General features: G+C 55.8%; 14 protein-coding genes. All 14 read right to left on the bottom strand.

Annotated elements, in window-relative coordinates; translation table 11 throughout:
• Positions 1–1,804, bottom strand: a 1,804-nt coding sequence (locus tag QA600_RS20980; RefSeq protein WP_278293879.1) for a DUF262 domain-containing HNH endonuclease family protein, incomplete at its 3' end; no start/stop codon positions are given.
• Between the two features lie 251 nt (positions 1,805–2,055).
• Positions 2,056–3,327, bottom strand: coding sequence for an oligopeptide/dipeptide ABC transporter ATP-binding protein (locus QA600_RS20975; protein ID WP_278293878.1), 1,272 nt, complete (start codon positions 3,325–3,327; stop codon positions 2,056–2,058).
• Positions 3,320–4,585 (bottom strand): ABC transporter ATP-binding protein, encoded by a 1,266-nt coding sequence (locus QA600_RS20970; RefSeq protein WP_278293877.1) that lies wholly within the window; start codon positions 4,583–4,585, stop codon positions 3,320–3,322. The genes QA600_RS20975 and QA600_RS20970 overlap by 8 nt, the downstream gene beginning before the upstream one ends.
• On the bottom strand, positions 4,569–5,591 hold the full coding sequence (locus QA600_RS20965) for an ABC transporter permease (protein ID WP_278293876.1): 1,023 nt from the start codon (positions 5,589–5,591) through the stop codon (positions 4,569–4,571). Before QA600_RS20965 ends, QA600_RS20970 begins: the two co-directional genes overlap by 17 nt.
• Positions 5,588–6,577 (bottom strand): ABC transporter permease, encoded by a 990-nt coding sequence (locus tag QA600_RS20960; protein ID WP_278293875.1) that lies wholly within the window; start codon positions 6,575–6,577, stop codon positions 5,588–5,590. The genes QA600_RS20965 and QA600_RS20960 overlap by 4 nt, the downstream gene beginning before the upstream one ends.
• An 11-nt stretch (positions 6,578–6,588) precedes the next feature.
• Positions 6,589–8,181, bottom strand: a complete 1,593-nt coding sequence (locus tag QA600_RS20955; protein ID WP_278293874.1) for an ABC transporter substrate-binding protein — start codon at positions 8,179–8,181, stop codon at positions 6,589–6,591.
• Between the two features lie 839 nt (positions 8,182–9,020).
• A complete protein-coding gene (locus QA600_RS20950; RefSeq protein WP_278293872.1) occupies positions 9,021–9,755 on the bottom strand; it encodes an FAD-dependent oxidoreductase in 735 nt (244 codons plus the stop codon).
• Positions 9,752–11,974, bottom strand: coding sequence for an ABC transporter ATP-binding protein (locus QA600_RS20945; protein WP_278293871.1), 2,223 nt, complete (start codon positions 11,972–11,974; stop codon positions 9,752–9,754). The genes QA600_RS20950 and QA600_RS20945 overlap by 4 nt, the downstream gene beginning before the upstream one ends.
• Positions 11,975–11,976: 2 nt before the next feature.
• Complete coding sequence (nikC, locus tag QA600_RS20940; protein ID WP_278293870.1) at positions 11,977–12,879, bottom strand: nickel transporter permease; 903 nt, start codon at positions 12,877–12,879, stop codon at positions 11,977–11,979.
• On the bottom strand, positions 12,876–13,817 hold the full coding sequence (nikB, locus tag QA600_RS20935) for a nickel ABC transporter permease (RefSeq protein ID WP_278293869.1): 942 nt from the start codon (positions 13,815–13,817) through the stop codon (positions 12,876–12,878). Before nikB ends, nikC begins: the two co-directional genes overlap by 4 nt.
• 15 nt (positions 13,818–13,832) lie before the next feature.
• Positions 13,833–15,353 (bottom strand): ABC transporter substrate-binding protein, encoded by a 1,521-nt coding sequence (locus tag QA600_RS20930; protein WP_278293868.1) that lies wholly within the window; start codon positions 15,351–15,353, stop codon positions 13,833–13,835.
• A gap of 783 nt (positions 15,354–16,136) precedes the next feature.
• Positions 16,137–19,775 (bottom strand): UvrD-helicase domain-containing protein, encoded by a 3,639-nt coding sequence (locus QA600_RS20925; RefSeq protein WP_278293867.1) that lies wholly within the window; start codon positions 19,773–19,775, stop codon positions 16,137–16,139.
• A complete protein-coding gene (locus QA600_RS20920; protein ID WP_345782046.1) occupies positions 19,768–22,941 on the bottom strand; it encodes a PD-(D/E)XK nuclease family protein in 3,174 nt (1,057 codons plus the stop codon). Before QA600_RS20920 ends, QA600_RS20925 begins: the two co-directional genes overlap by 8 nt.
• A 366-nt stretch (positions 22,942–23,307) precedes the next feature.
• Positions 23,308–23,436, bottom strand: coding sequence for a hypothetical protein (locus QA600_RS20915; RefSeq protein WP_278293865.1), 129 nt, complete (start codon positions 23,434–23,436; stop codon positions 23,308–23,310).
• Positions 23,437–23,756 lie beyond the last annotated feature (320 nt).

Here is a 23,756-nt window from a genome sequence, read left to right as displayed (position 1 = left end):
AGATATCCTCTACATCAATGGCGTCAGCTGGAGCCGACTCGAGCGCCCACTCCTCAAGTGCAAACCCAACGATCCGTTCCTCACGAGTGTCAATAGCATCGAGATCGAAGTTCTCTATCGAAGCGAGGACCTGCTGCACTTTCAAGCTCGAACTCTCGTATGCTTTTTCTCGACTACTCTCCGCTCCCATCGGAAGCTGCTTTTTCTCCTCGAAGGGCAGCGCTCCATATGTACTGTTCCAGTATCGACCCGCGATCGTCAAATTACCGAGCCGGTGCACGTGCTCTTGATACTCGCCTCTGGTCTCTGTGGGAATGTATTCCTTATCGAGCTGTTGGGCGAGAATATGCTCGACTTGGAAGTCCGACGACAGAATCTGGTGGAGATCATGGCGGACGAACTCTTCTGTCTCTGCCTCGAGTTGCTGGTCATACTGATAGAGTAGGTACCGAACGTCACGACTCGAAACGGTATTGTAGAAATCCGGATCGCGAAGCTCACGCTCGAACCGATCGTCGTTCGTATATCGCCGGGTGATTTCCTCGAGCCGACGGATTGTATCCTCGAATCCGTGATCCGGATCAGTATACATCCTATGTGCCAGCCGAACCAGCTGTCCCCTCGCTGTATCCGACCGGCGTCGATCGATAGCATAAACTCGAAACACGAACGTCTCGCATTTCTCAATGATATCCGCGAACCGATCCGGTGCGCCCTCACCATACTCTAACTGTGCAGCCATCAGGATCGGGAGGACGTTCGCGACACGGCCGAGTTCAAGCAATCGAGTGAGACGGTCTTGAACGTGGTCCGACGAGTACGAAGCTGGATCGAAGATAGCTGCGAACGCGATCGATACCTCACGGAGACTGCTGGTGTACTCATCGATAATCGATTCGACGTGGTCGTACTTGCCACTTCGATAGGTCTCGTAGATTCGTGACTTCAGCGTATCGAGACTGTTGAAGTACTCATCGGAATCATAGCCATCGTATAGTCCCCAATGGGCTTGCTGGAGACTATCTTCATCGAAATCATCGACACGACTGTGTCCCTCCTCTAAGACGAACAGCTCTTGATAGATTCCGCCGAACCGATCGTTGATCTGAGTTTGAAGCGACTTCTCAGCGTTCGCTCGATCATCCATATACATGAGGAAGCTTTTCGTCTTCTCGAGCGAGGAGAGAGGCTTCCCGCGATCATTGATACTCTCGAAAATAGATGCTGCCTCGGAATCGTCATCGACCTCGACAACGTTGATCTCAAAGTCATAGAGCAACCGCGTCGCAAGCGTCGAAAGAGCGATCTCGTCTTGGAGTTCACTTAGTCGGTCATACAAAAATTCTCGAGCCTGCTTGAGGCGATGTTGGGATGGTACATCCGCCGAGAGGGAGATATCCCCTAAGATACGATCTCGGAAGAACTCTTGATCCTGATTTTGTGGCAGGAGACGAGGACGGCCGTTCGGAACGTGGATGACATTACCTTCCTGTACTGATTCCTGAACTGCTTGATCCAGCTCACTAATGACATCCAAGAGAATCAAAGTAGACGTCAACCGTTGTTGGCCATCTACAACCTGATAGACGTTCAGCCGTCTACCTGATGCCGTTTCGTAGGGCTCATCCCTCTTGTCAAGGATGATATTTCCGAAGAAGTGCGTGCGGTCCTCCGGTAGATAGCGAAGATCATCTATGAGTTCGTCTAGCTGGCGTCCTTCCCATGAGTAGCTCCGTTGGTATTCCGGGATGTCGAACACGCCATCGAGAAGAAGCGATTCAACGTGCTCAGTCCGTGTCTGCATGGGAGCAACAGTGAACTCTCACTAAATGAACTTTTGGCAAACCTGACTGTCTATCTCTAGTTCTCCTATCGTTGCCGCTGCCTCTTGTTCAATTCGTGCCTGAAACCTCATCAGGGACAACCGACAGTCTCGTCATGAGAAAGCTCCCGAGTCTCCGCCATTAGAGGCTCACGAATCCGTTCTCCGTAAGCAAGAATGACTATCCAGGAAATGGTAAGCCGCTAGTGAGAAGGACTGCCCATCAATTATTGTCAATCAGAATCTTCCTGGTAAAGATGACAGGCAGTACAACGGTTCGGCTCAGTTTCCTCAAGCGCTGGTGATTCTCGTTCACAAAGTGACTCAAACTCGGTCTCGAGAATGCCAAGTGCGTCATCGGGACGTTCGTCCGTAAGAGCCGACAACACACGATTGAGAACAGCGTCTGCTGTGTCATTTCCGAGCGTCGACGGCAGCTCAAAATGCTCCCTAAGCTGCTGTTCAAGCGACTGATCGTCTCGTTTATTAGCCGCTCGTGAAACGAGCCAGTCGGTGCTCAGCGATCCGTTCTCGAGTTGCGTCTTCAGATCAACGATTGCTCGCCAGTGGTCTTGGTTGAGATCGAATGCCGCTGGTTGGATAATCTCGGGACAGCGGGTTCTGAACCGACAGCCACTGGGTGGATCCCGTGGGGATGGCACGTCTCCAGCGATGATCTGAATGTCTCGATATTGTTCTTCAACGTTGGCCCGAGGAACGTTCTCGAGAAGCCCTTCCGTGTAGGGATGCTGTGGGTTCTCAAAGATCTCCTCTGTTGGTCCGATTTCAGCGAACTTACCGAGATACATCACGGCGATTCGATCACTGATACGCCGAACGATGCTCAGATCGTGTGTGATAAGCAGATACGTGAGATCGTACTCTGCCTGCAGATCATTAAGCAGTGTAAGGATTTGAGCTTGAACGCTGACATCGAGTGCACTGACGGGTTCGTCTAGAACGATAAAGTCCGGCTCAACTCCGAGGGCGCGTGCAATACCGATTCGTTGCCGCTGCCCCCCCGAAAATTCGTGAGGATACCGCTCGGTATGATCAGCGTCAAGTCCCACCTGCTCGAGGAGTTCACGGGCTGTCTCCTTACGTTCAGCCTTTGTTCCCATATCGTGGAGAGCCATCGGTTCGCGGATCGTCTCACCGACAGTCATTCGCGGATTGAGACTTGAGTATGGGTCCTGGAAAACAACCTGGACTCTACGACGGAACTCCCGTTCCTGATCCTCGTCGAGGTCGTAAACTGGGAGATTGTCAAACGTCACGTCACCAGTGGTTGGCGTCTCGAGATTGACGAGGGCTTCACCGAGTGTCGACTTCCCACAGCCGGACTCTCCTACGAGGCCAAGTGTTTCCCCCTCATGGATATCGAAGGAGACGCCATCGACTGCACGAACGGCGACTGGATCGTTCCCGAGGGCACGATCGAGAAGGGTATCCTGTTCGTAGTAGTGTTTCTTCAGGTCAGATACGTGAACAAGCGGTTCACTCATTATCGAATTCCACCGGGCTGTGTTCGAGCTGCTCTCGGTTCATCGTCGATGCTGTTGCGTCTGGTTCCTCTGAGTCGATATTATCCTCAAGAGCCTTTGCTGGATCGTACGCCTCTCGAGCGAGATAGCACTGAACAGTGTGATCGTCGTCACCGTCGACTGTGAACTCTGGTGGCTTCTCACGACAGGTCGTCATCGCCTTCGGACACCGATCGGCGAAGTAACACCCATCACCCATCTCCGAGTCGAGAAGACTCGGAACATTTCCAGGGATCGGTTGTAGGGACGATTCTGGATGTTCGAAGTCCGGAATACTGTCGAGAAGACCCTGTGTATAGGGATGTACCGATGACTGGTGAATGTCCGAGAGGTCTCCCTTCTCAATGAGTTCACCGGCATACATGACCCCGACCCGGTCACAGATCCGTGAGATTACTCCGAGATTATGGGAGATCAACACGATACTTAGTCCGGTTTCGTCTTGCAACTCGCTGAGGAGTTGAAGGATCTGTGACTGAATGGTTACGTCAAGTGCTGTTGTTGGCTCGTCAGCAATCAAAATTTCTGGCTCGCCAGCAAGTGCTTGTGCGATCATCGCTCGCTGGAGCATCCCGCCGGAGTACTCATATGGATACTCCTCAGCACGCTTTGCGGGGTCGGGAATGCCGACTTGTTCGAGGAGTTCGATTGCCCGATCTTTGCTATCTGGTGTAACGAACTGTCGCGACGGAAGGGCACTCGAGAGCAAGAATGAAACGAGACTGAAGTCCTCGGTACGAGCACGTGTCGACCGTGGATTTGCAGACGCTCGGCGCTGGACCTCGACCGCTTCAGCAATCTGTTCACCAACCGTGACACTCGGATTGAAGCTACTCATCGGGTCTTGGAAGATCATACTAAACGTCGAACCACGCAGGGCGTGCCGTCCCCCCTCTGACAGTTGCAGTATGTCGACGTATGCTCCATCGACTGCATCGGGAGTCGCATCGGCGACCATCTCGGCGAGGTCAGGATTTCGATACCAGATTTCGCCGCCAACGATGCGGCCAGGCTCTTCGATCAGATCAATGAGAGAGAGGGCGGCAACGCTTTTTCCACTCCCACTCTCACCGACGATACCGAATATCTCGCCCTTTTGGATCGTGAAATTGATTGATTCGACTGCATTGATCTGTCCCTCTTCAGTATAGAAGCGAGTCGTTAGGTCCCGAACGCGAATAAGATCCGCGCTATCGGATTCTCTAGGCACCAGTACCACCCTCCTCTCCGCTGATATCCGGATCGAGTGCGTCCCGGAACCAGTCGCCAATTAGGTTTATCGCAACGACCGTGAGCAAGATTGCCATTCCGGGCAACGTTGTAATCCACCACGAGGTTGCGAGGTAGTCTCGACCCTGTGCAACGTCGAATCCCCAGGATAGCTGTGTTCCCGAAAATCCGAGGAACGCAAGTGCACTCTCTAAGAGGATAACGACCGCAACCTGAACTGTTGCGAGGACGATAATCGGTGTGAGGCAGTTCGGTAGCAAATGTTTGCGAAGGAGATACCAATCACTTGCACCAGCGGTTCGCGCCGCCCTCACATAATCCTCGTCTCGAAGCGAGAGCGCTTCGCCACGCGCGACTCGAGCAAACCAGACCCAGCTCACCAAAGCGATCACGACGGTAATCGTTCCTGGGAAAACGAAAGACTCCGGCATCCCATCAACGAGACCGAGCCCTACCCATGGATCCGGAATACGTATCGATCCGGTCCCATACAGCCCGATGAGTGTGACCGCTAACACCAGCGATGGAAACGCCAACATGATGTCTGCAAGGCGCATCATCCCGTCATCAATGCGACCCCCGTAGTAGCCAGCAGTGAGGCCGTACACAACGCCTGCGGTTGCAGCGAGTGTCGTTGCAGTAAGACCGACTAATATCGATGTTCGAGCACCGAATAATAGTCGTGAGAACATATCACGACCGAGTGCATCCGTTCCGAGCGGATGTTCCATCGTTGGACTCTGTTCGACGGTCTCGACGGTTGTCTGTACTTCGCCGTCAACAACTTCTGTCGTTGCAGTTTCAGTTTCGCCGCCAAACCCAATTGGTGGGTTGTTGCTCTCGCCCGAGTACTGATGTGTCGGATCGTGTAGTGCGAGAAACGGTGCGAAAATCGATGCAAGGAGAATACTGATGAGTAACACAACACCGATTTTAGCCATCAAGCTGTGACGGAATTCACTCCGGAGGTTCCGAACTGTTCGTGGTGAAATCATTCGTATCCCACCTTTGGATTCACATACGCGTACAGCGAGTCGACGACGATGTTTATTACGACGAATCCAACACCGATGACGATCAGCGTTCCCTGGATCAACGGCCAGTCACGGTTGAGAACGCTTGTGATGACAAGACGGCCGAGACCGGGCCATGCGAAGACCGTTTCAGTCACAACGGCACCACCAATCAGCGTTCCCAACTGAAGGCCGAGAATCGTGATAATCGGTATCAGGGTGTTCCGAAGAGCGTGCTTGTATCGAACAAGTGTCTCTGGAAGTCCTTTCGCTCTGAGGGCTCTGATGTATGTTTTTCCGAGTTCTTCTAACATTCCATTTCTTGTGAGTCGCATAATAAGCGCTGTAAAGTACGTGCCAAGCGTGATCGCTGGTAGAATAATATGTGCACCCCACGCTCGCAATCCACTCACATTCTGCTCGAATATGAGCATCTGTAACGCTCCAACGAGTCCGATCGCCTGCTGACCGGATGGAAGAACCCCGAGCGTCTCTGCAAAGACCAAGATGAGCATGATACCAAGCCAGAAGTTTGGAGTACTGATCCCGATCAGCGAAAAACTGGTTGCAGCGTAGTCGGATGGTTCGTGGCGATTCGCCGCGCTAATGATGCCGAGCGGGATCGAAATGATAATTGCAATCAAGGTCGCCATCAGTGCAAGCTCGAGGGTAGCTGGTAACCGGGCAAAAATGCGACTCCCGGCGTCTGTGTTGGAGATATACGAATACCCCATATCCCCTTGCACCAGTCCGATGAGGTACTCAGCATACTGGATGTGCAGTGGTTGATTGAGTCCAAGATCCTCTGCGATCTGCGCTCGGAGAGCAGGTGGCGCATCAAGTGGCGCAACGAATGACACCGGATCGCCTGGAGTCATGAAACGAAGGAGAAAAACGACCGTTACGATTCCCCAGATAACGAACAATCCCTGTAGTACGCGTTTTAACAAAAATTTATAAATACCCATTCGTACTCGTCTTAGAGATTCATTTCTTGAGCCGGAACAACCTCGTCAGCTCGCGCTTCCCACTCGACACGGTTATTCATCCCGTAGATGCTGTATTGCTGATGAGAGAATAGCCATGGAGCCTGGTCATGGTAGTACTGGTTGAGTTCCTGGAAGAGTTCCTCGCGTGTTTCGTCGTCAGGTTCGGTTCGGGCCTCTTGGAAGAGTTCGTTCCCTTCGTCGTCATCGACGTACTGGCCCGTAATTCCTTCCGGCGTCAGATAGGGTTCGATAATAAACGTCGGGTGGAACGCGGTGTTCCCCCAGCCGATCATCCAGAAGTCCGGGGCCGTTTCAGGATCCCCATCGAATGCCTCGTCGACTAGTGCACCGAAGTCCCGCTGTTCGAGGTCACAGTTGACGTTCGAGAGGGAATCAATGTCATTGACCATAGCCTGCCCAATCTCAACATCGCGTAGATATCGATCAACTGGCGTATGAAGCGTAATATCGACATCAGTATGACCACTCTCCTCGACGAGTTCCTCTGCGCGATCTTGATCGTAAGGGTAGGGATCAGTGTCAGGGTTGTAGCCAACTGCACCCTCTAGCGACGGCTGGCTAACCGGATTTCCAAACCCACTGAGTACGTCGTCAATCATCCCCTCTTGATCGAAGGCGTAGTTTATCGCCTGCCGAAACTCCGTGCTTGAGAACGGCTCGGTAGTTGTATCCATCGGGCAGAAAATCGCCCGTTGGCTTGGAACTGTTTCGATCCGAGCTACATCTGAGTCTTCAACACGGGGAACGTCCTCCGGCGGAACGTTGACCGCGATGTCGGTTTCCTCGTTGAGAAGTTGGCTGACTCGTGAACTCGCCTCCTCGGTCCACGTAATTCGTAGACTCTGTGCATCGGGCTGTTCTCCCCAATAGTCTTCGTAAGCCGTAAGCTCGATATCGACGTCCTCGGTATATTCTACGACTTCATACGGTCCTGTCCCGTTTGCTTCAGTATTGATTACTTCTCTGTCGTTCGTTTCGATCCACTCTCTCTGCACGACCTGTCCACCGACAGCAGCGATATTATCGAAGACTGCAGGGTTCAGGTCTGGCGAGAAAGCATCAACCGCAGCGCCGTCTTCAGCAACTTCAGCTGATTCGACGCCGCTGATGAACGTTCGCTGTGGACTCGCGATATCGACATCGTCGTCAACAATTCTGTTGAGACTGAACGCTACGTCTTCGGCGGTGAGTTCGCTCCCATCGTGGAACGTTATTGTCTCATCACGAAGGTGGAAGCGGACATGTCCCGGCTCGATCCGTTCCCAGTCCTCAGCGATACCACCTATTATTTCTCCTGAGGGATCCCTATCAAGAATCTTCTCGTAAGAGTGTCGAGCAGCGATGTCTGTCTCCGTATGTTCGTGATCGTGTGGATCAAGACCCTGCGGTTCGGTTGCAAGTGTCAGTATTAGATGACCCTCTTCGAGATCGCCCGTTTCGTCGTTCTCTTCATCCTCTCCACCAACACATCCAGCAATCGATACTGACGTAGCCAGACCGATTCCCCCTATGAGGCCACGCCTCGATATACTGTGATGGTTTCGTTTGTGTTTGTCACCCATATGCCTCTCTTAGAAAAGTAATGTGACCGTATAAATATCATTTGTGGGCTTCCCTGTCATGTATACAAATTTATGAACAATAGAAAACACTAATATTCGGTCCGGAAGAAGTAATGAAAAGTAATACTATTGATATTATTCGCGGCTCTAATCAGGTATTATATCCAGCAGGAAGGGTAAGGAAGAACTTCATATTTATAATCAGGGATATGACAAAGACATCTCATATTTTCGGTTAGGGTGGAAAAGAAACTTCTATCTCCTCAAATTATTATCCCATCTAAATATGGTAATTCTATATTTTTTATATGTACCTCATTATTGCCAATCACATTACAAAATATCAGCTGCTTGAGTTGCACACTGAAACATCTGGCACCGACTAGTTAGCGCGGTTTGAGGAATGAGCAGCTCGTAGAGTTAGTTTGGAATTATGCTCGCAGACCTGCTCAGCGAGTGCTACACAGCGGAATTGATGAATCTTGAACCGGGAGCAGACGGCGATGCCCACCAGGTGTTCGCCGTCCGTCTTCACGCAACTTGGTGTTCGTTCGGTAAATATAAGCGGTTCTTCACCTGATCGGCGTAAAACGCTCTCAACAAGCAACTTGGAATTAGGTATATCGACTGGCTGATATTATTTTAGAAGACGGATCGAAGTCGGTCCTTAACCAACAAAGTTGGTGCGGTGTACCAGTGTTGGTTAATTAATCCAGAGTGGTTATTGAGACCTACTCGAGTGAACCCACCATCGATCGAAGCTCTGACTCGACCTCACTCACCTGTCCACCACTCCACTCGAGAGATTCCTCGACGCCGGCTACCGGTGACAGCTACTCCTAGAAAAACTCCCGCATCCATTTTTGACCCGCGTTTGCGCGCCGCTGTCGCTCCTCGTGGTCGATCTCTTCGACGCCGGTGGGAATCTCCCTGTCGAAGCTGGCGTAATAACCATCGGGGACGACCCAATCGTTGTAGTAGCTTGGCCGGAACGTCTCGATCAGGTTCAGCGCGACACGGGCACCGTCGCCGGCGTTGACCAGCGCCTGGTGGTGAGTACCAGTAATCCGTCCGGCAGCCCAGACACCCGGGACGTTCGTGCGGCCGTCCTCGTCGGTCACGATCTCGTCGACCGGACCGTCTTCCTCTTGTTCTTTCTCGACACCGAGACCGTCGAGATACTCGCTCTTCGACCAGGAGGCAGCGAGCAACTCCTCGGTGGTGACCGCCTCACCGTCGCAGTCGACGACCAACGTGTCGTCCTGTTGGGTGACACCGTCGACGGTTTCGGTTCGGACTGTACAGTCGGTCTGTTCGACGTGTGCCCGCGCCAGATCGAGCAACGACTGGGGTTCGATCCCGGCAGGGAAACCGAGGTAGTTCTCGACGTAGGCACACTTCTGCAGTGTCGACCTGCCGTTTGCGACGAGCAGTGTTTCGAGTTCGGCCCGAGCACAAAAAAGCGCCGCCGCAGCGCCTGCGGGCCCGGAGCCGACGATCACCACGTCGTACTCCTGGGGGCTGTTTTCGTCGGGTTCCGTACGGTCTGTGTTGTGACGAGTGTTCGAGTTCATGGATTGTCAGGTTCGATGGTCGGTTCGGCTGGCTCCTCGGTCACGTCCTCGGCAAAGTGACAGCGCGAGTGGGATCCAGCGATCGTTTCGAACGACGGTTCCTCGCGGCGACATTGCTCCTCGGCCATCGGACAGCGCGTGTGAAACACACAGCCATCCGGTGGGTCGACCGGACTCGGAATAGCACCCGACAGCGGCTGTGCAGTTCCGTCGTCCTCCAGGGTCGGGATCGCCTCGAAGAGTGCCTCCGTGTAGGGGTGTGCCGGGGACTCGAACAGTGCGTTTGCCGGTCCCCGTTCCATCACCTTCCCCAGGTACATGACGAGGACCCGGTCGGCGATATGGTGCACGACTTCGAGGTCGTGTGAAATAACGAGATACGTCAGCCCGAGTCGTTCCTGGAGCTCGAGTAAGAGATTGAGTATTTTGGCCTGGATCGAAACGTCGAGCGCACTGACCGGTTCATCCAGAATGACGACGCTCGGTTCCAGCGCAATGGCCCGAGCGATGGCCACCCGCTGGAGTTGCCCACCCGACAGTTCGTGTGGCCGCCGTGCAGCGTGCTTCGAGGAGAGGCCGACGAGTTCGAGCAGTTCCGCGATGCGTCGATCCTGCTGCTCAGTCTCCCAGTTGCGTTCACGGAGCGGTTCGGCGAGTGTTTCCCGCACCGTCATCCGTGGATTGAGGCTCTCGGTCGGGTTCTGGAAGACAAAGCCGAATTCCGAGAGCTGTTCGGGTGTCCGTTCCTCGACGGTCCCAACAGTCGCCCCGTCGAACCGTACTTCACCCTCAGTCGGGCTCTCGAGTCCAGCGATAACGCTGGCAAGCGTCGACTTTCCGCTGCCGCTCTCGCCGACCAGTCCAACAGTCTCACCGGCATCAATGCGAAAGCTGATCTCGTCGACGGCACCGAGAAGTTGGCGCTGGCCGAATACCCGTTCAAGTCGCGAACCGGTCACGTCGAAGGTTTTCGAGACGCCATCGATCTCGAGCAACGGCGTCTCGGATTCCACCGTCGTGTCGTCCGAGCGCGATTCGGGATTCTCCCATCCGGAAGCGCGTCCCGTTCCATCCTTGCCGATCGTGCCCGACGTCTGAACGTCCGCCTCGTGGCGCTCTTGTGAGGCACGCTCTATCGAACGATCACCGCCATCGACTCTCGGCTGAGCCGCGTTGCGTTCCGACTCGGCGTCCTGTCGAACGGTATCAAGCTCTCCGCACACCACGCGGCGGGATCGCTCCGGACGGATCGTGGGCGGGTCGCTGACCCGACATGCTTCGGTCGCATACTCACAACGCGATGCGAACGGACACCCCGGTGTGGAATTTCCGCTGTCGAGCACTGACCCCTCGATAGCCGGTAGCGGCGACCCTCGGTCACTTCGTCGGGGGAGACAGTCGAGTAACCCTTGGGTATACGGATGCTGCGGGTCGCTCAGAACCCGTTCGACTGGCCCCGATTCCATCACTTCACCACCGTACAGGACCACGACACGGTCACACGTCTCCGCGACAACGCCGAGATCGTGCGTAATGAGAAGGACTGCGGTATCGAACGCGTCACGAAGATCGCGGATCCGGTCGAGGATTCGGGCCTGTGTCGTCGTGTCCAGTGCCGTCGTCGGCTCGTCGGCGATCAGTAGCTCCGGCTGTGCCGCGAGTGCGATCGCCAGCATCGCACGCTGGCGCATGCCACCTGAGAACTCGTGTGGATAGTGGCCAACGCGGTCGTCCGCGTCCGCGATACCGACCTGCTCCATCAGTTCGATCGCCCGCTTGCGGTGTTCCTGCCACTCTCGCCGGTCGCTCACGAGCGGGACGTGCAGATAATCGAGCAGCGACTGGCTGTCCGGCGACTCGTGGATCTTCAACGACTCGGCAATCTGCTCACCGACGTCGAACACCGGATTCAGCGACGTGTTGGGGTCCTGGAACACCATCGACATCGACGTCCCCCGCGCTCGTCGTCGGGTCGCCTCCGGGGCCTCCGTCAGGTCAACCGAATCAAAGACGATGTCGCCCTCGACGATCTCGCCGGGCGACTCGAGCCCCATGATCGACCGTGCGGTCACTGACTTTCCGCTTCCGCTTTCGCCGACCAGCCCGACGATCTCGCCCGCCTCGACGGTGAATGTGGCGCCGTTGACGGCGTTGACGGGCCCCTCGGGAGTGCGGAACTGCGTGTGGAGATTCTCGACGGAGAGAAGTGGATCTGACATGGTTAGATCTCCTCCAGTCTGGATTGCTGTTTGGGATCGAGGGTATCACGGAGTCCGTCTCCGAGCAGGTTGAACCCGAGGACGGTTAGCATGATGGCAACGCCCGGGATGTTGACGATCCACCAGGCGTCTCTGAGGTGGTTGCGCCCGCTTGCGAGCATCGTTCCCCACTCGGGAGTGGGTGGCTGTGCACCGAGTCCGAGAAACGATAGCCCAGCCGTCGCGAGCACTACCGTTCCCAGATTCAGCGTCGCCAGAACGATGACCGGGTTGATCGCGTTCGGGAGGAGGTGGCGTTTCGTGATTCGCCGCGGCGGTGTCCCGAGGAGTCGCGATGCCGCCACGTAATCCCGCTCCTTGACCGAAAGAACGTTCCCCCGGACGACCCGGGCGTACGTCGCCCACCCGACGATGGCCAGTGCGATCATCACGTTCCGCAGACTCGGCCCGAGGACGCCGGCGATAACAAGCGCCAGAATCAGCCCCGGAAACGCGAGTTGGATGTCGACCAGCCGCATCAGGAACTCGTCGACCCAGCCGCCGACGTAGCCGGCGACGAGACCGACGGTCGTTCCCAGAACGACTCTGATGCTCGTCACGGCAATGGCGATTCCGAGCGAGAAGCGGGCCCCGTACACGATTCGGGTGAGCATATCTCGACCGAGTTGATCGGTGCCGAACGGGTGTGCCAACGAGGGCGGCTGGAGCCCGTTGGCGAGATCCTGTGACGTCGGGTCGTACGGCGTCAGGACGGGGCCGACGATCGCGACCGCAAAGAGGAACGCGACGATGAGCGTCCCGGCCAGTGTGAGCGGGTTGTACCTGATCTCGTCGAGGAAGTCACGCCACGTCGACTGTGTCGAGACCGACGCTTCCGTTTCGGTATCGGCGTTCGTTCCGCTCATTGCTGTGACTCACCGAGTTTGATTCGAGGGTCGAGATACCGGTACGAGAGGTCGACGAGCAAGTTCGATACGACGAAGGTGACCGCAGCGACCAGTACGACGCCCTGAACGACGGGGTAATTGCGCGCGAAGATCGCGTCCACGAGGAGATTACCCAACCCAGGCCGCTGGAACACGATTTCGATGACGACCGCCCCGTTCAGCACGAAGCCGAGCTGGAGTCCGACGACTGTTACCACCGGAATCAGCGCGTTCCGAAGGGCATGCTTGTAGACGACGATTCGCTCTTTCAGCCCCTTCGAGCGTGCCGTGTCGATGTACTCCTGATCGATCACCTCGAGCATCGACGTCCGAACCAGCCGGGTGACGATGGCTGCCATGCCTGTCCCGAGCGCGATGGCCGGCAGGATGAGGTGTTCGAGCCCACCGCTTCCGGCAACCGGGAACATGTTTAGGTTGAGTGCGAACACGATGATCAACAGATAACCGAGCCAGAAGTTCGGCATCGAGACGCCGATCAGCGCACCGATCTGACTGGTGACGTCAATCGGCTGGCCCTGGTGGATGGCGCTGGCGATGCCGGTCGGTACGGCGATGACGAGTGCGACCAGGATCGACGCAACGGCGAGCTCGAGCGTATTATAAAGGTCGTCGAGGATGAGAGACGACACCTCGGCGTCCGAGAAGTACGACTGGCCCAGGTCACCATGAACTGCGCCGGTTACCCAGTCGACGTACTGGTGGTGAACGGGATCGTTCATTCCCTCCGCTTCACGGAACTCCTCGACAGCTTCAGACGAGGGTTGCTGTCCCGTCTGCTCTATGAGTATCGTCTCAGCTGGATCACCGGGCGTCGCGTGCACGAAGCCGAAGGTCACAAGCGAGACACCGAAGAGGACAACGACTGCCGTTGCGAGTCGGTAGAGTACGTATGACACGGTATTTGGACGAATTCAATCCAGCCTGCCGACCGTCACAGCTGTCCAGTCGTACTTTTTATCTATCGGATGGGGTTCGAATCCGTCGACACCCGACCGGTAGGCAAGCACGTCCTCGTTGTAGAACAGCGGGACAACCGCTCCTGTCTGGCGTATCTCTCGTTGCACCTCGGCGTACTTCTCGAACCGTTCGTCCTCGTCGAACGTGTGGTAGCCAGTTTCGATCATCTCGTCTATCTCCGATCCGGGATTGTAAACACCGGTTCCCTCCGCCTCGTAGAGTTGGCGGTTGTCGGACCCCTGCGAGTGGAACATCGTCCGAATGAGGTAGTCAGAGGCGACACTGTTTGACCCAAAGGCGACGATCGTGAGGTTCGCTTCGCCGTCGGTGAACGTATCGTAGAACGCGCCGGTCTCGACCATCCGGATACTCGTGGTGACTCCGATGTCTTCGAAGTTCGATTGCAGATGTTCCGCGATGGTGGCGTGTTCATCCTCCGCGCTGTCGACCATGAGAACCAGTTCCTCGCCGCCGTAGTCGGATTCCTCGACGAGTTCACGCGCCCTATCGTGGTCGGGACCGTACTCGGGGAGATCGTCGTGGATCACCCACGGGATCGCGTTCGAGAACGGGCCGCGAGCGGGCACGCCGACACCGTCGATGATGTTCTCAACGATCTCCTCTTGATCGACGGCGTAGTTGAGCGCCCGGCGCAGCGTTTCGTCATCCGTCGGCGATTCATACAGGTTCACCGCACCGAGGGTCGCACTCGTCGCGAGCTGTGTGTGTATGTCTGTCTCTGACGACTCCTCGAGCTCCGAGACGTCGTTGAGCGGCGGGTTGAAGATGACATCGACCTCTTGGTTCTGCAACGAGAGAGAGCGCGTCGCTGGATCCTGGATGTACCGGAACGTGACGCCGGCATTCGGAACGTCACCGCGGTAGTCCTCGAACGGTTCGAGGATAACTTCGCCGTCACCCCTCTCACTGAGTTCGAACGGCCCGGTTCCAGCGTCAGGACCTGATTCGTTGGGGTTCCGGATTCCGAAGTAGTCGTGGTTTATCAGACCCGGAAACGACGCCATGGGTTCGGTGTTCTCGAAGACAACTGTCGTGTCGTCGGGTGTCTCCATCCCGTCGGCATCGAGGCTAAGCCAGTCACTCGTCCACGCCTCGCGATCGAGTACGTCCCTGAACGTCCAAACGACGTCGTCGGCGGTGAGCGCCTCACCGTTGTGGAACTCGACATCTCTTAACTCGAACCGCCACGTCGTCTCGTCGAGCTGCTCCCAACTCTCGGCGAGCTGGGGCTCGGTCTCCATCTCCGTGCTTGCGCCCACGAGGGGTTCTGTGACATCCAGAAAATATCCCATGACACCCCCGAAGTCATCCCACTGTTCGTCCGTTGGGTCCGCATTCAGCCCAATTACCAGCGATTCTTCGTCTTCTTCGGCGCCTCCGATACAGCCGGCCAGGCTGACTACGCTCCCAGCAGCTGTTGCCTTGACGAGCGTTCTGCGTGAGACATCTACCATTGATTGTCAAAGTAAAACCACCACCTAATAAAGGTTGCTAAATAAAAGACTAGAATTAATAATCCTGCAACGACAGCCACCTCCAGATCCCCTCTGCTGGTGTGTTTCCGACGAGTGACCGGTTGAGATGGGTCAATTGTTGTAGGGCCCCGTTGCGTAATCGAGCGACCCTGACGCTTGCTGGCCATTGCTGAAATACACCGGCAAATAATCGTCCCACCGGATCGAAAAGTTGAGTCGCCCTCTAAGCTCTGCATGTGGCACGCTGTCTCTGATAGAATTCAGACAGGTCCATCTTGATGAGAGCTGCGCCCGAAAACAGCGTGTCGCTATCAAATATCGTTTCGTGACACCACAATCGATTGGTAAACGTTCTGTCCCACCGAGATACGCCCGTTCCTCTCATCCGGGGAGTAAGACCGACTATTCAATAGACGGTTCTGGCCCACTGGGTGCTCTCAAGATAGAGTTTCACTTGAGGAGGGCCCTACAGCTAGGATACTCGTCATCTGCTTTGTCAACTCCTTTTGCACAGCCGCCGCAAACCAATTTTCTATCGGAGAACCATCCTCTCCAACGAGACATCCGTACCCGTTTGGTGTGCGACGACCTCCCGGTGAACCCGTCTCGCCGGTTCGTTCTTTAAGTGATTCTGGCCACAAAGTAGAGATATGACGGGAAGCCGTTCTCCTACAGTCTCACACTCAATAGCGTAGCCTCGCAGCCATAATTTGGGAGCGTACGAAGGCAAGTTCGACGACTGCTCCCGAGTAGGGGTTGAGACTACTCGAGTGAGTCCACCATCGACCGAAGCTCTGACTCGATCTCACACATCTGTTCACTAGTCCACTCAAGAGACTCCTCGACGCCGGCGTCAGTAAACCGAAGCGACGCACGAACGTCACGCTGGGAATCGTGTTGCAACAGCGCCAGCGCATACGAGAGCAACTGCGGACGATAGTGCTCAAGCAAGTTCGACGACGTCGTCCTTGAGAGACTGTTCGTCTTGTAATCGATAATCCAGTAGGTATCTGGAGTGACTAGCAGTCGGTCGATATCACCAACGATCCGATGTCCGTCGAGCCGTGCGATCACTGAATACTCGTCGTGTGCTTCCTCGATTGTCACCGACCGCTCAACAGACTTCACGAATGAGATCGCATCGTCAGCGTGAGCCACTACTGACTCAACGTCCGCTGCAGTCGGTTCATCATCCGCCATTCGACTCACTCGCTCAATAAACGACTCCCAGTCGTCTCGTGGCGGTCGAAGTTCGGCGAGTCGATGAACGACAGTCCCAAACGTAGTCGGTTGCAACCTGGTCTCCCGTGATTCTGCCGAGAAATCCATCCCTCCACTTTCCTCACGCTTGTCGGCTAGCGCATTGACGAGTGTCGTTGCAGCCACTCGAGTCGCTGGCTCCTGTACAGACGGCGCCGGCATCGATATCGACGGCATCGAGTCGTCCGAAGACTCGTTCTGTCTCCACTCGACGGGACGTGACGGAGATCGAACCGTGTACGTTGCATCTCCGATTTGACCGGTTGCATTCCCATCCCGAAACGCAGCCGTAGCCAGATCGTCATCAAAGAGCACGGGCTGCAACCAATCCCGCCATCGGCCTGCCTCGTCGAACGCCTCCGGTTCACCAAGCGTGATACCATCCTCTTCCTCGAGTTCAATATCGTGAGTCCCACACAGTAGTAACCGATCTCGAGCTCTCGTACACGCAACGTAGAGAAGCCGCTTCGCTTCGGCTCGGTCCTGTGGACGTGAGATACGATCTGCGTACTCGTGGGCGGCAGTCTTCTCGACCGAGAATGCGTCGTCCGGATCCGGACCACCGACAGCAGGCAACGGTGGGATATCCTCAGAACCATCGACCAAACGCACGTACCCGTGATCATCGATACTCCGGCCGAATGTAAGCGACGTCCCGAGGTCCGGAACAGTAACGATGGGGAACTCAAGCCCTTTCGCGGCGTGAATCGTCATGAGCCGAACTCCCTCCGTATCACCCGGGATGTCGGCTTCACCCTCTCGTGGGTTGACTTCGGCCTGTTGATCGATTCGATGGAGCAATCCTGCGGCCGTATGAACGCCGTTTTCGCTCCAGGATCGAATCTGATCGCGGAATTTTTCGACGTTCGCGACCGCTTGCTTCCCTCGTTCATCAGCACTCACACTGGCGAGGTAGCCAGTGTCGTCGATAACGCGTGAGAGAACACGGTTCCAGGGAAGCGTTCCCGATTCAGTCGGCGTCGCACAGCCGCTGAGCGTTCGCCACGTAGTCAGGAGGTCGTAGGCATCAGCGAGCTGTGGATCTGCCGTCGTAGCAAGCCCATCCCACACCGACTCCGCGTCAGCAATTTTCGTGGCGAGTCGATCGTCCGTGAACCCAAACAGCGGTGACCGAAGCACGCCGTAGAGGGAAACGTCGTCAGTTGGGTCGCCGAGCACTCGAAGGAGATTCGTCAACGCCTGCACTTCCGGGGTATCGTAGAACCCGGAGCCACCAACAGTCGTATAGGGAATCTCGACGTCCTCGAGAGCACGCTGGTATCGATCGAGATGCGTTCGCCGGCGGAGAAGAATAGCGACGTCAGCAGGTCGCACTGGCCGGTGATCGTTCGAGTCTGGATCCTGGACGAGTGGTGGATCCGCAAACAGATGTGTGAGCCGGGCAGCAAGCGCCTGTGCTTCAGCTTCGATCGTATGCTCGAGAGCACCCTTTGCAACGGGGTGATCCTCACCCATGAGCGAGGCTGCCGTCTCGTCGTCGTCAGGGACGAGCAGGTACTCGACGTCACCTTCGAGACTATCGACGTCCTCGAGTCGATCTCGTTCCGCAGTAAGCTCCTGAGGCGATGCCTCGAACGGAGCATGGTCGTCACCTTCTGCCCGAAACACAGACGCAAAGAGTTCGTTCAGGAACGTCAGTGGTCCCTCGAGTGTTCGGAAGTTGCCCGACAGCTCGAGCTCGGTCGGGCTTTCGGCGTCGCTTTCGGGAACCATATCGAGGCCGAGTGCTGCATTCGCCGACTGCAACTCACCACGAGCATCGCTGAAGGTCGTCACGTCGGCACCACGGAAGGCGTAGATACTCTGCTTTTCGTCACCCACGAGGAAAGCGTTAGTCGCTGTCCCGTCGTTGAGACCGGTAAGCAGTTTCACTAGCAGCCACTGCCGCGGATCGGTGTCCTGAAACTCATCAACCATCACGGCTGCAAACTTGGCTTGCAACCGCTCTCTAACGTCGTCGTGATTCTGGAGGAACGAAATCGCCGTCTCGATCAGATCCGGGAAGTCGAGTGCATCTCGACGGTCCTTCTCGAGGTTGTAGTGCTCCAGTACGTCCGCAAAGACTCGGAGCAGTGCCAGCGCATAGTGTGCACTATTCCGCTCGAGTTGGCCGGGTGTCGTTTCGACGGCGTCTCCGTATGGTTCGACTGCGTCGATTAGCGTATTGAGCGTCGCTTTCAGATCCTCGTAGAGATCGGCGTGCTCGCCCCACTCATCACTGCTCCCGACGATGTAGCCCGAGCTGCTGTAGAGTCCACCGTTTTTCTTTTCACAGACTTCGTACAGTTCGGGGATCGCGTTCTGACACACTCGAGGATCGCTGTCGGTGGAGTGGCGAGGGAAGCGCTCGGCTACAGCAGTAAGCGTCTCGAGTGCCTGTAACCCGTCAGCATCTTCGACTGCATGGTCGGCAGGAAGTCGCCCCTGAAGGTCGCGAAGGTCCTCCAGAACACCGCCATCGTACAGCGTTTCACGGGCCTGATCGGAATCCAGGTCACAGACATCCCAGAGGACGTTAACGTAGTCATCGGCGTCTGCATCCTTCCAGTGTTCGAGAACCGTTTCACTTTGCGGCCGGTCATCGAGTAAGCCGGTGAGAATCTCGACGAGCTGGCCGCGTCCCCAGAGCTGAGCGAGTAACCTCACGTCCTCGTCGGTTTGATTCTGATCGAGGAACTCCGTGACAACCTCGCGCTGCAGTACCGCTGCACCGTCCTCCTCGAGGACGTCAAAGCCGAGCGGAACGGGTGCTTCGACGGCATACTCACGCAGTAGCCGCGTACAAAATGCGTGGATCGTATGGACGTACCCGTCCTCGAGTTCGTCGAGCACGTTGCGCCATCGATGGTATTCCTCAGGCGACTCGACAGCCGCAAGCCTCTCGTACAGTTCCTCACGAACTCTCTCGGTCAACTCAGCGGCGGCTTTCCGGGTGAAGGTTATCGTAACGATATTTTCGGGCGTCAGCTCCGGATTCTCCGCCAGAAGTTTCACGTACCGTTCGGTCAGGGTTGTCGTCTTCCCAGTGCCGGCGCCGGCGGTGATCGCAATGTTTCGATCGAGGAGAAGCGCGTCTTGCTGTTCGCTGGTTAGCGTGATCTCATCACTCTCGTCAGTCATCGGCCATCACCTCCTCGAGGTCACCATCATCTTGTGCCCGCAACGGAACGTATGCACGCTCATCCTCTCGCGCTGTCTCGAGATGCTCGCGTTTCCGGTGGTGGCGAACGTCACAGGATCGGCGATACTCACAGTACTTGCAGCTCGCGTCACGTGAGTCCAACAGCGTCGTGTGGAACCGTCCGTTCGCGATCGCATCGTCGAGTTGTCCCAACCACGATGGAACAGCCGTATCGAGGAACTGGCGGAGTTCGGTCTGTGAATCGAACTTTGATTCGATCCCACGTGGAACGTGGATGTCGTTTGGCGGGCGTACCCGATAGTACGTCGCTGCCAGATCAGCGTTCGCGAGTCTGTCGCCGTCGACGATATGATCGGCGGCGAGCAGGTAAATCGGGAGCTGGAACTTTGTCCCACCCGTAGTTTTCGTCATGGCCGGTGTACGGCCAGTCTTGTAATCGTACAGTGTGAGCTTCGATCGATCCTCCGAGTTAGCTACGTCGAGGCGATCGATGTAGCCACGAATCGAGACTGTCGATCCATCCCCGCAGTCAACTTCGAACGGCCCACTCTCCGAGTCTGGAAGGCCGCTACCGAACGGCGCTTCGAACAACGATGGACGATCACCACCCTCTCGCGAGAGCTCTTCCTCGAGAAACGCCACGAACAAGCCGCGCTCGGGCGCATCATGTGGAACATCGGTAGTGGTGTATGGGTTTGACTCCACATCCCCGAGACCGGCGAACAGCTTGGCTGCCCACCGTTCGTAGAACAAGCCGTCATACGCGAAGTCAGCGTCGGCAAGCTCCTCGAGTGCGACATCGAGAAGATGCTGTTCGAGCTCACTTCGATCGTACTCAGCAAGATCGATCTCATCGTCCGAAGGCTGGAGATCCACGTAGAACCGCTCGAGCACGTCATGCACGTACGATCCTGTTTCCAGTGGCGTGGGCGTCACTTCGACGTCGTCCGGATCTTCAATATCAAGAACGTTCTCAGCGTAGAATTTGAACCCACACTCGGCATACCGCTCGAGACGGCTGGCACTGTACGGTTCCCGTTCCGACGATGGATAGACCTCGTTCACGGTCTCGGCATCGAGAACGCCATCATACGAGGTGAGCTCTGTACTGGCCCGTCGGTCAGCACAGACTAGGCCCCGATCGGTTCGCTTTGTCTGTGAAGGAGAGAAATCGCCGTGATTGCCGGCATGATCAACAGCCACTCGTTTGTCGGGGCAATTGGCGATGTGTCGCTGGAGATCCTCGCGGGACCCCACGCGATCATCAACACCCTCAACGGGTTCGATACCCGTGACCCGCTGTAGTTCATCTAGTATGGGTGAGCGAATGACGGCAGAATCGTCGTTGCCCGTCTTCGGTGTCGTTAGCGTTGCTTCCGTAACGTTTGCAAGCAGCGTCGCAAAGAGATATCGCCCTCGAAGGCGCTCGTCACCAGTATCGAATCGCGGATGGGCGTCCGTCATCTCGTCGAAAAACGCCGGTCGCTCTGGCGTCGTCGGGAAATGCTCCGTCGTTAGTCCGACGATGAACACCTTGTCGAAAGAGCGCATCCGAGCATCCAGCATCCCTAATACTTCGACTCGGCCATCCGCACTACTCTGTGGAGCACGAACAGGCACACCATCAAACGCGCGAGTGAACAACGCCAATGGCGAGAGCCGACTCGACGTGGCTGTCATCGTTTCAAACGATTCGAGAACCTCCTCAGTGAGGGCGTACGCTCGCTTCTCGAGTTCCTGATCGGTGCCACCGGCATAGGTCTCGACCGTATCGTCGATCTCAAGTTGCTCATCGAGAATCCCCTGAAGCGTCTCGATAGCTGTATCGAGATTTCCGGTTCGAATGGTTTCGAGTTGCTCGAGGAGTTCATTGATACGCACCGTTGTCTCGCCGTCGAGGGTCTCGAGAAGCGGATGAAGAGATGCAGTATCCCGGCGGCGCGTTGTCGCTGTAATGGAGGCTATCTGCTCAGGTGAGATGAGATCAACAAGTGGGTTTGCCAGCAGCGATGTAAGATCCTCAGCTCGCGGATTCGGTTCAGCAAGGGCCAGAAGATCATGAATCACGTTTCCAGTGTACGTTCGATCGAGCTGGGCTGTCGCCGTCGTAACGTATGGAATCTCAAACGTCTCGAACGTATCTGAAATGTACTCAGCATAGGATCGAAGACCTGGAACGATAACCGCGAGATCGTCTGGATCACGCCCGGTGGTCAATTCGTTCCGAAGTTCGCGGGCAACATACCGCACCTCGCGTTCGGGTGTCGGAAGCTCCCGCCACTGTAGGGCATCTGTGTTGGGCACCGGATCGGGATCTGGCTGATACAATGCACTCGTAATGGCAGTTAGATCCGTTGTCGGTCCGGTCTCTTGTCGCTCAAAGTCCAGCGTCCGATACAGCTCGAGTGCATCAGTTGCGATGTTGTCGACGCCACCCGTACCAGCTTGGTGAAGAGGCAATATTGCGATTGCATCGAACGAATCGACGATTCGCTGGAGAAGTGCTCGCTCGAGCGGCCGAAATTCGTAGTAGCCAGAGAGGATGACAACATCGATTCCTGGGGTCAATTCTGATAATGGAACATCGGCTGTCGCTACGGTTTCGAAGATTTCGCCCCGAGTCAGTATCCACTCCTCGAGGAGTTCGTCTTGGAGTGAGCGATACTGGCGATAGACATCGACTGTGGCTGTTGCAATGCGTTCCTCGAGTTCCGATCCGTTGAACTCCGTCTCGAGTGCAGATGCAGTCACAACGCCGGCGTCATCAAACAGCGAAAAGCGACTGCTGAACGCATCTGCAAGTGACGCCGAGGCCGATTCACAAGCGAGTATGCTCTCTTCGTTTGCGGTTGCCCTATCGAGTGCGTATTCGGTAAGTCGTCGATCGAGCTGTCCAGGTGGGCGGTCGACTGGTCCCTCGAGTTTCTCGTACCATTCCCGAACAATGCTATCGAGTGTTTCGGTGCGGAGTTGGAGTGATTTGTACTCTTCAGCCCACTTGTCCGCAACATGGCTCCGTCTCGCGTCGTTCCGCGTAAGGTAGAGAACACTCCCAATAGAGTCTTCAGCGATCTGCTCAGCGGTCTGAAACGCTTGTGTTTCTAGATGGTGATGCTGAGATCCAGAGAAAAGCATCCTATTCATTGGATATCTACTCTGATATTTGGGGCAGTACTTCACTTTTGCTGATAGTAGATTCAACTCTCTACTCAAGTGCCGGTAGTAAATCTTCGTCATACGCCCGATTAGCATGGAACACAACGTTGCCTCCGATTCAAACAGCGGTCGCAACTGCTCGAACGTTTCCTGATCATTCGCACCTTGTCACAACTCGAGTTCCAGTATGTGCCTCACCACGGCTCAATAGATTGCCCGCAGGACTCAAGCAGCCAGTCTCGAGACTGCTGATTCGGTTGGGACCCAGTGCACCGAAGCTTTCGGAGTGTACAGGGGACAGTGACTACCGACTACTCGAGCAATCGAACAGCCTCACTCGGGGCGAGCCTATATTCACCGGCGATCGCGACAGCCAAGTCCCATGCTACTCGGACTCACTTCCGGATCGATGTCCTCAAACTCGTAACTCAACCGACTCAACGTCGCGACAGTCACGTAGTCCTCGAATGCTGTCGTCTGCATCACCCAGCGATGGCCGCGGCTTCGGATATAAACCTACGACCTCACACACCAGCGACAGTCTACGCTACCCAGTTGAGAATTGCGAGAAAACGACTTCCCGTCATAGCTCTACCTTGTGGCCAGAACTACTTAAAGACAAAACTGTTGAAAGACCGGTCTCGTTTTGCAAATCGTCATAGAGGCGGTGCTTGGATAGCGATCGGCTGACCAATCTCGCGTCCTCAAGGGTCCCGTGCCTTAACCAACAAAGACCTGCTTTCTTTCGCAGATGTTGGTTAACGGAGAGACTCAAGAACGATGCCGAAGCCTGGGGCAGGACC

The sequence above is a fragment of the Natronococcus sp. A-GB1 genome (assembly GCF_029688845.1).
In the GTDB taxonomy this organism is placed as follows: domain Archaea; phylum Halobacteriota; class Halobacteria; order Halobacteriales; family Natrialbaceae; genus Natronococcus.
This window is presented reverse-complemented; position numbering and strand designations above follow the sequence as displayed.

Coding starts and splice junctions, on each gene's coding strand:
- nikC (WP_278293870.1), bottom strand. CDS start 12,879: ATGAGCGGAACGAACGCCGATACCGAAACGGAAGCGTCGGTCTCGACA.
- QA600_RS20960 (WP_278293875.1), bottom strand. CDS start 6,577: ATGGGTATTTATAAATTTTTGTTAAAACGCGTACTACAGGGATTGTTC.
- QA600_RS20925 (WP_278293867.1), bottom strand. CDS start 19,775: ATGACTGACGAGAGTGATGAGATCACGCTAACCAGCGAACAGCAAGAC.
- QA600_RS20915 (WP_278293865.1), bottom strand. CDS start 23,436: ATGCAGACGACAGCATTCGAGGACTACGTGACTGTCGCGACGTTGAGT.
- QA600_RS20950 (WP_278293872.1), bottom strand. CDS start 9,755: ATGAACTCGAACACTCGTCACAACACAGACCGTACGGAACCCGACGAA.
- QA600_RS20945 (WP_278293871.1), bottom strand. CDS start 11,974: ATGTCAGATCCACTTCTCTCCGTCGAGAATCTCCACACGCAGTTCCGC.
- QA600_RS20955 (WP_278293874.1), bottom strand. CDS start 8,181: ATGGGTGACAAACACAAACGAAACCATCACAGTATATCGAGGCGTGGC.
- QA600_RS20920 (WP_345782046.1), bottom strand. CDS start 22,941: ATGAATAGGATGCTTTTCTCTGGATCTCAGCATCACCATCTAGAAACA.
- QA600_RS20965 (WP_278293876.1), bottom strand. CDS start 5,591: ATGATTTCACCACGAACAGTTCGGAACCTCCGGAGTGAATTCCGTCAC.
- QA600_RS20975 (WP_278293878.1), bottom strand. CDS start 3,327: ATGAGTGAACCGCTTGTTCACGTATCTGACCTGAAGAAACACTACTAC.
- QA600_RS20930 (WP_278293868.1), bottom strand. CDS start 15,353: ATGGTAGATGTCTCACGCAGAACGCTCGTCAAGGCAACAGCTGCTGGG.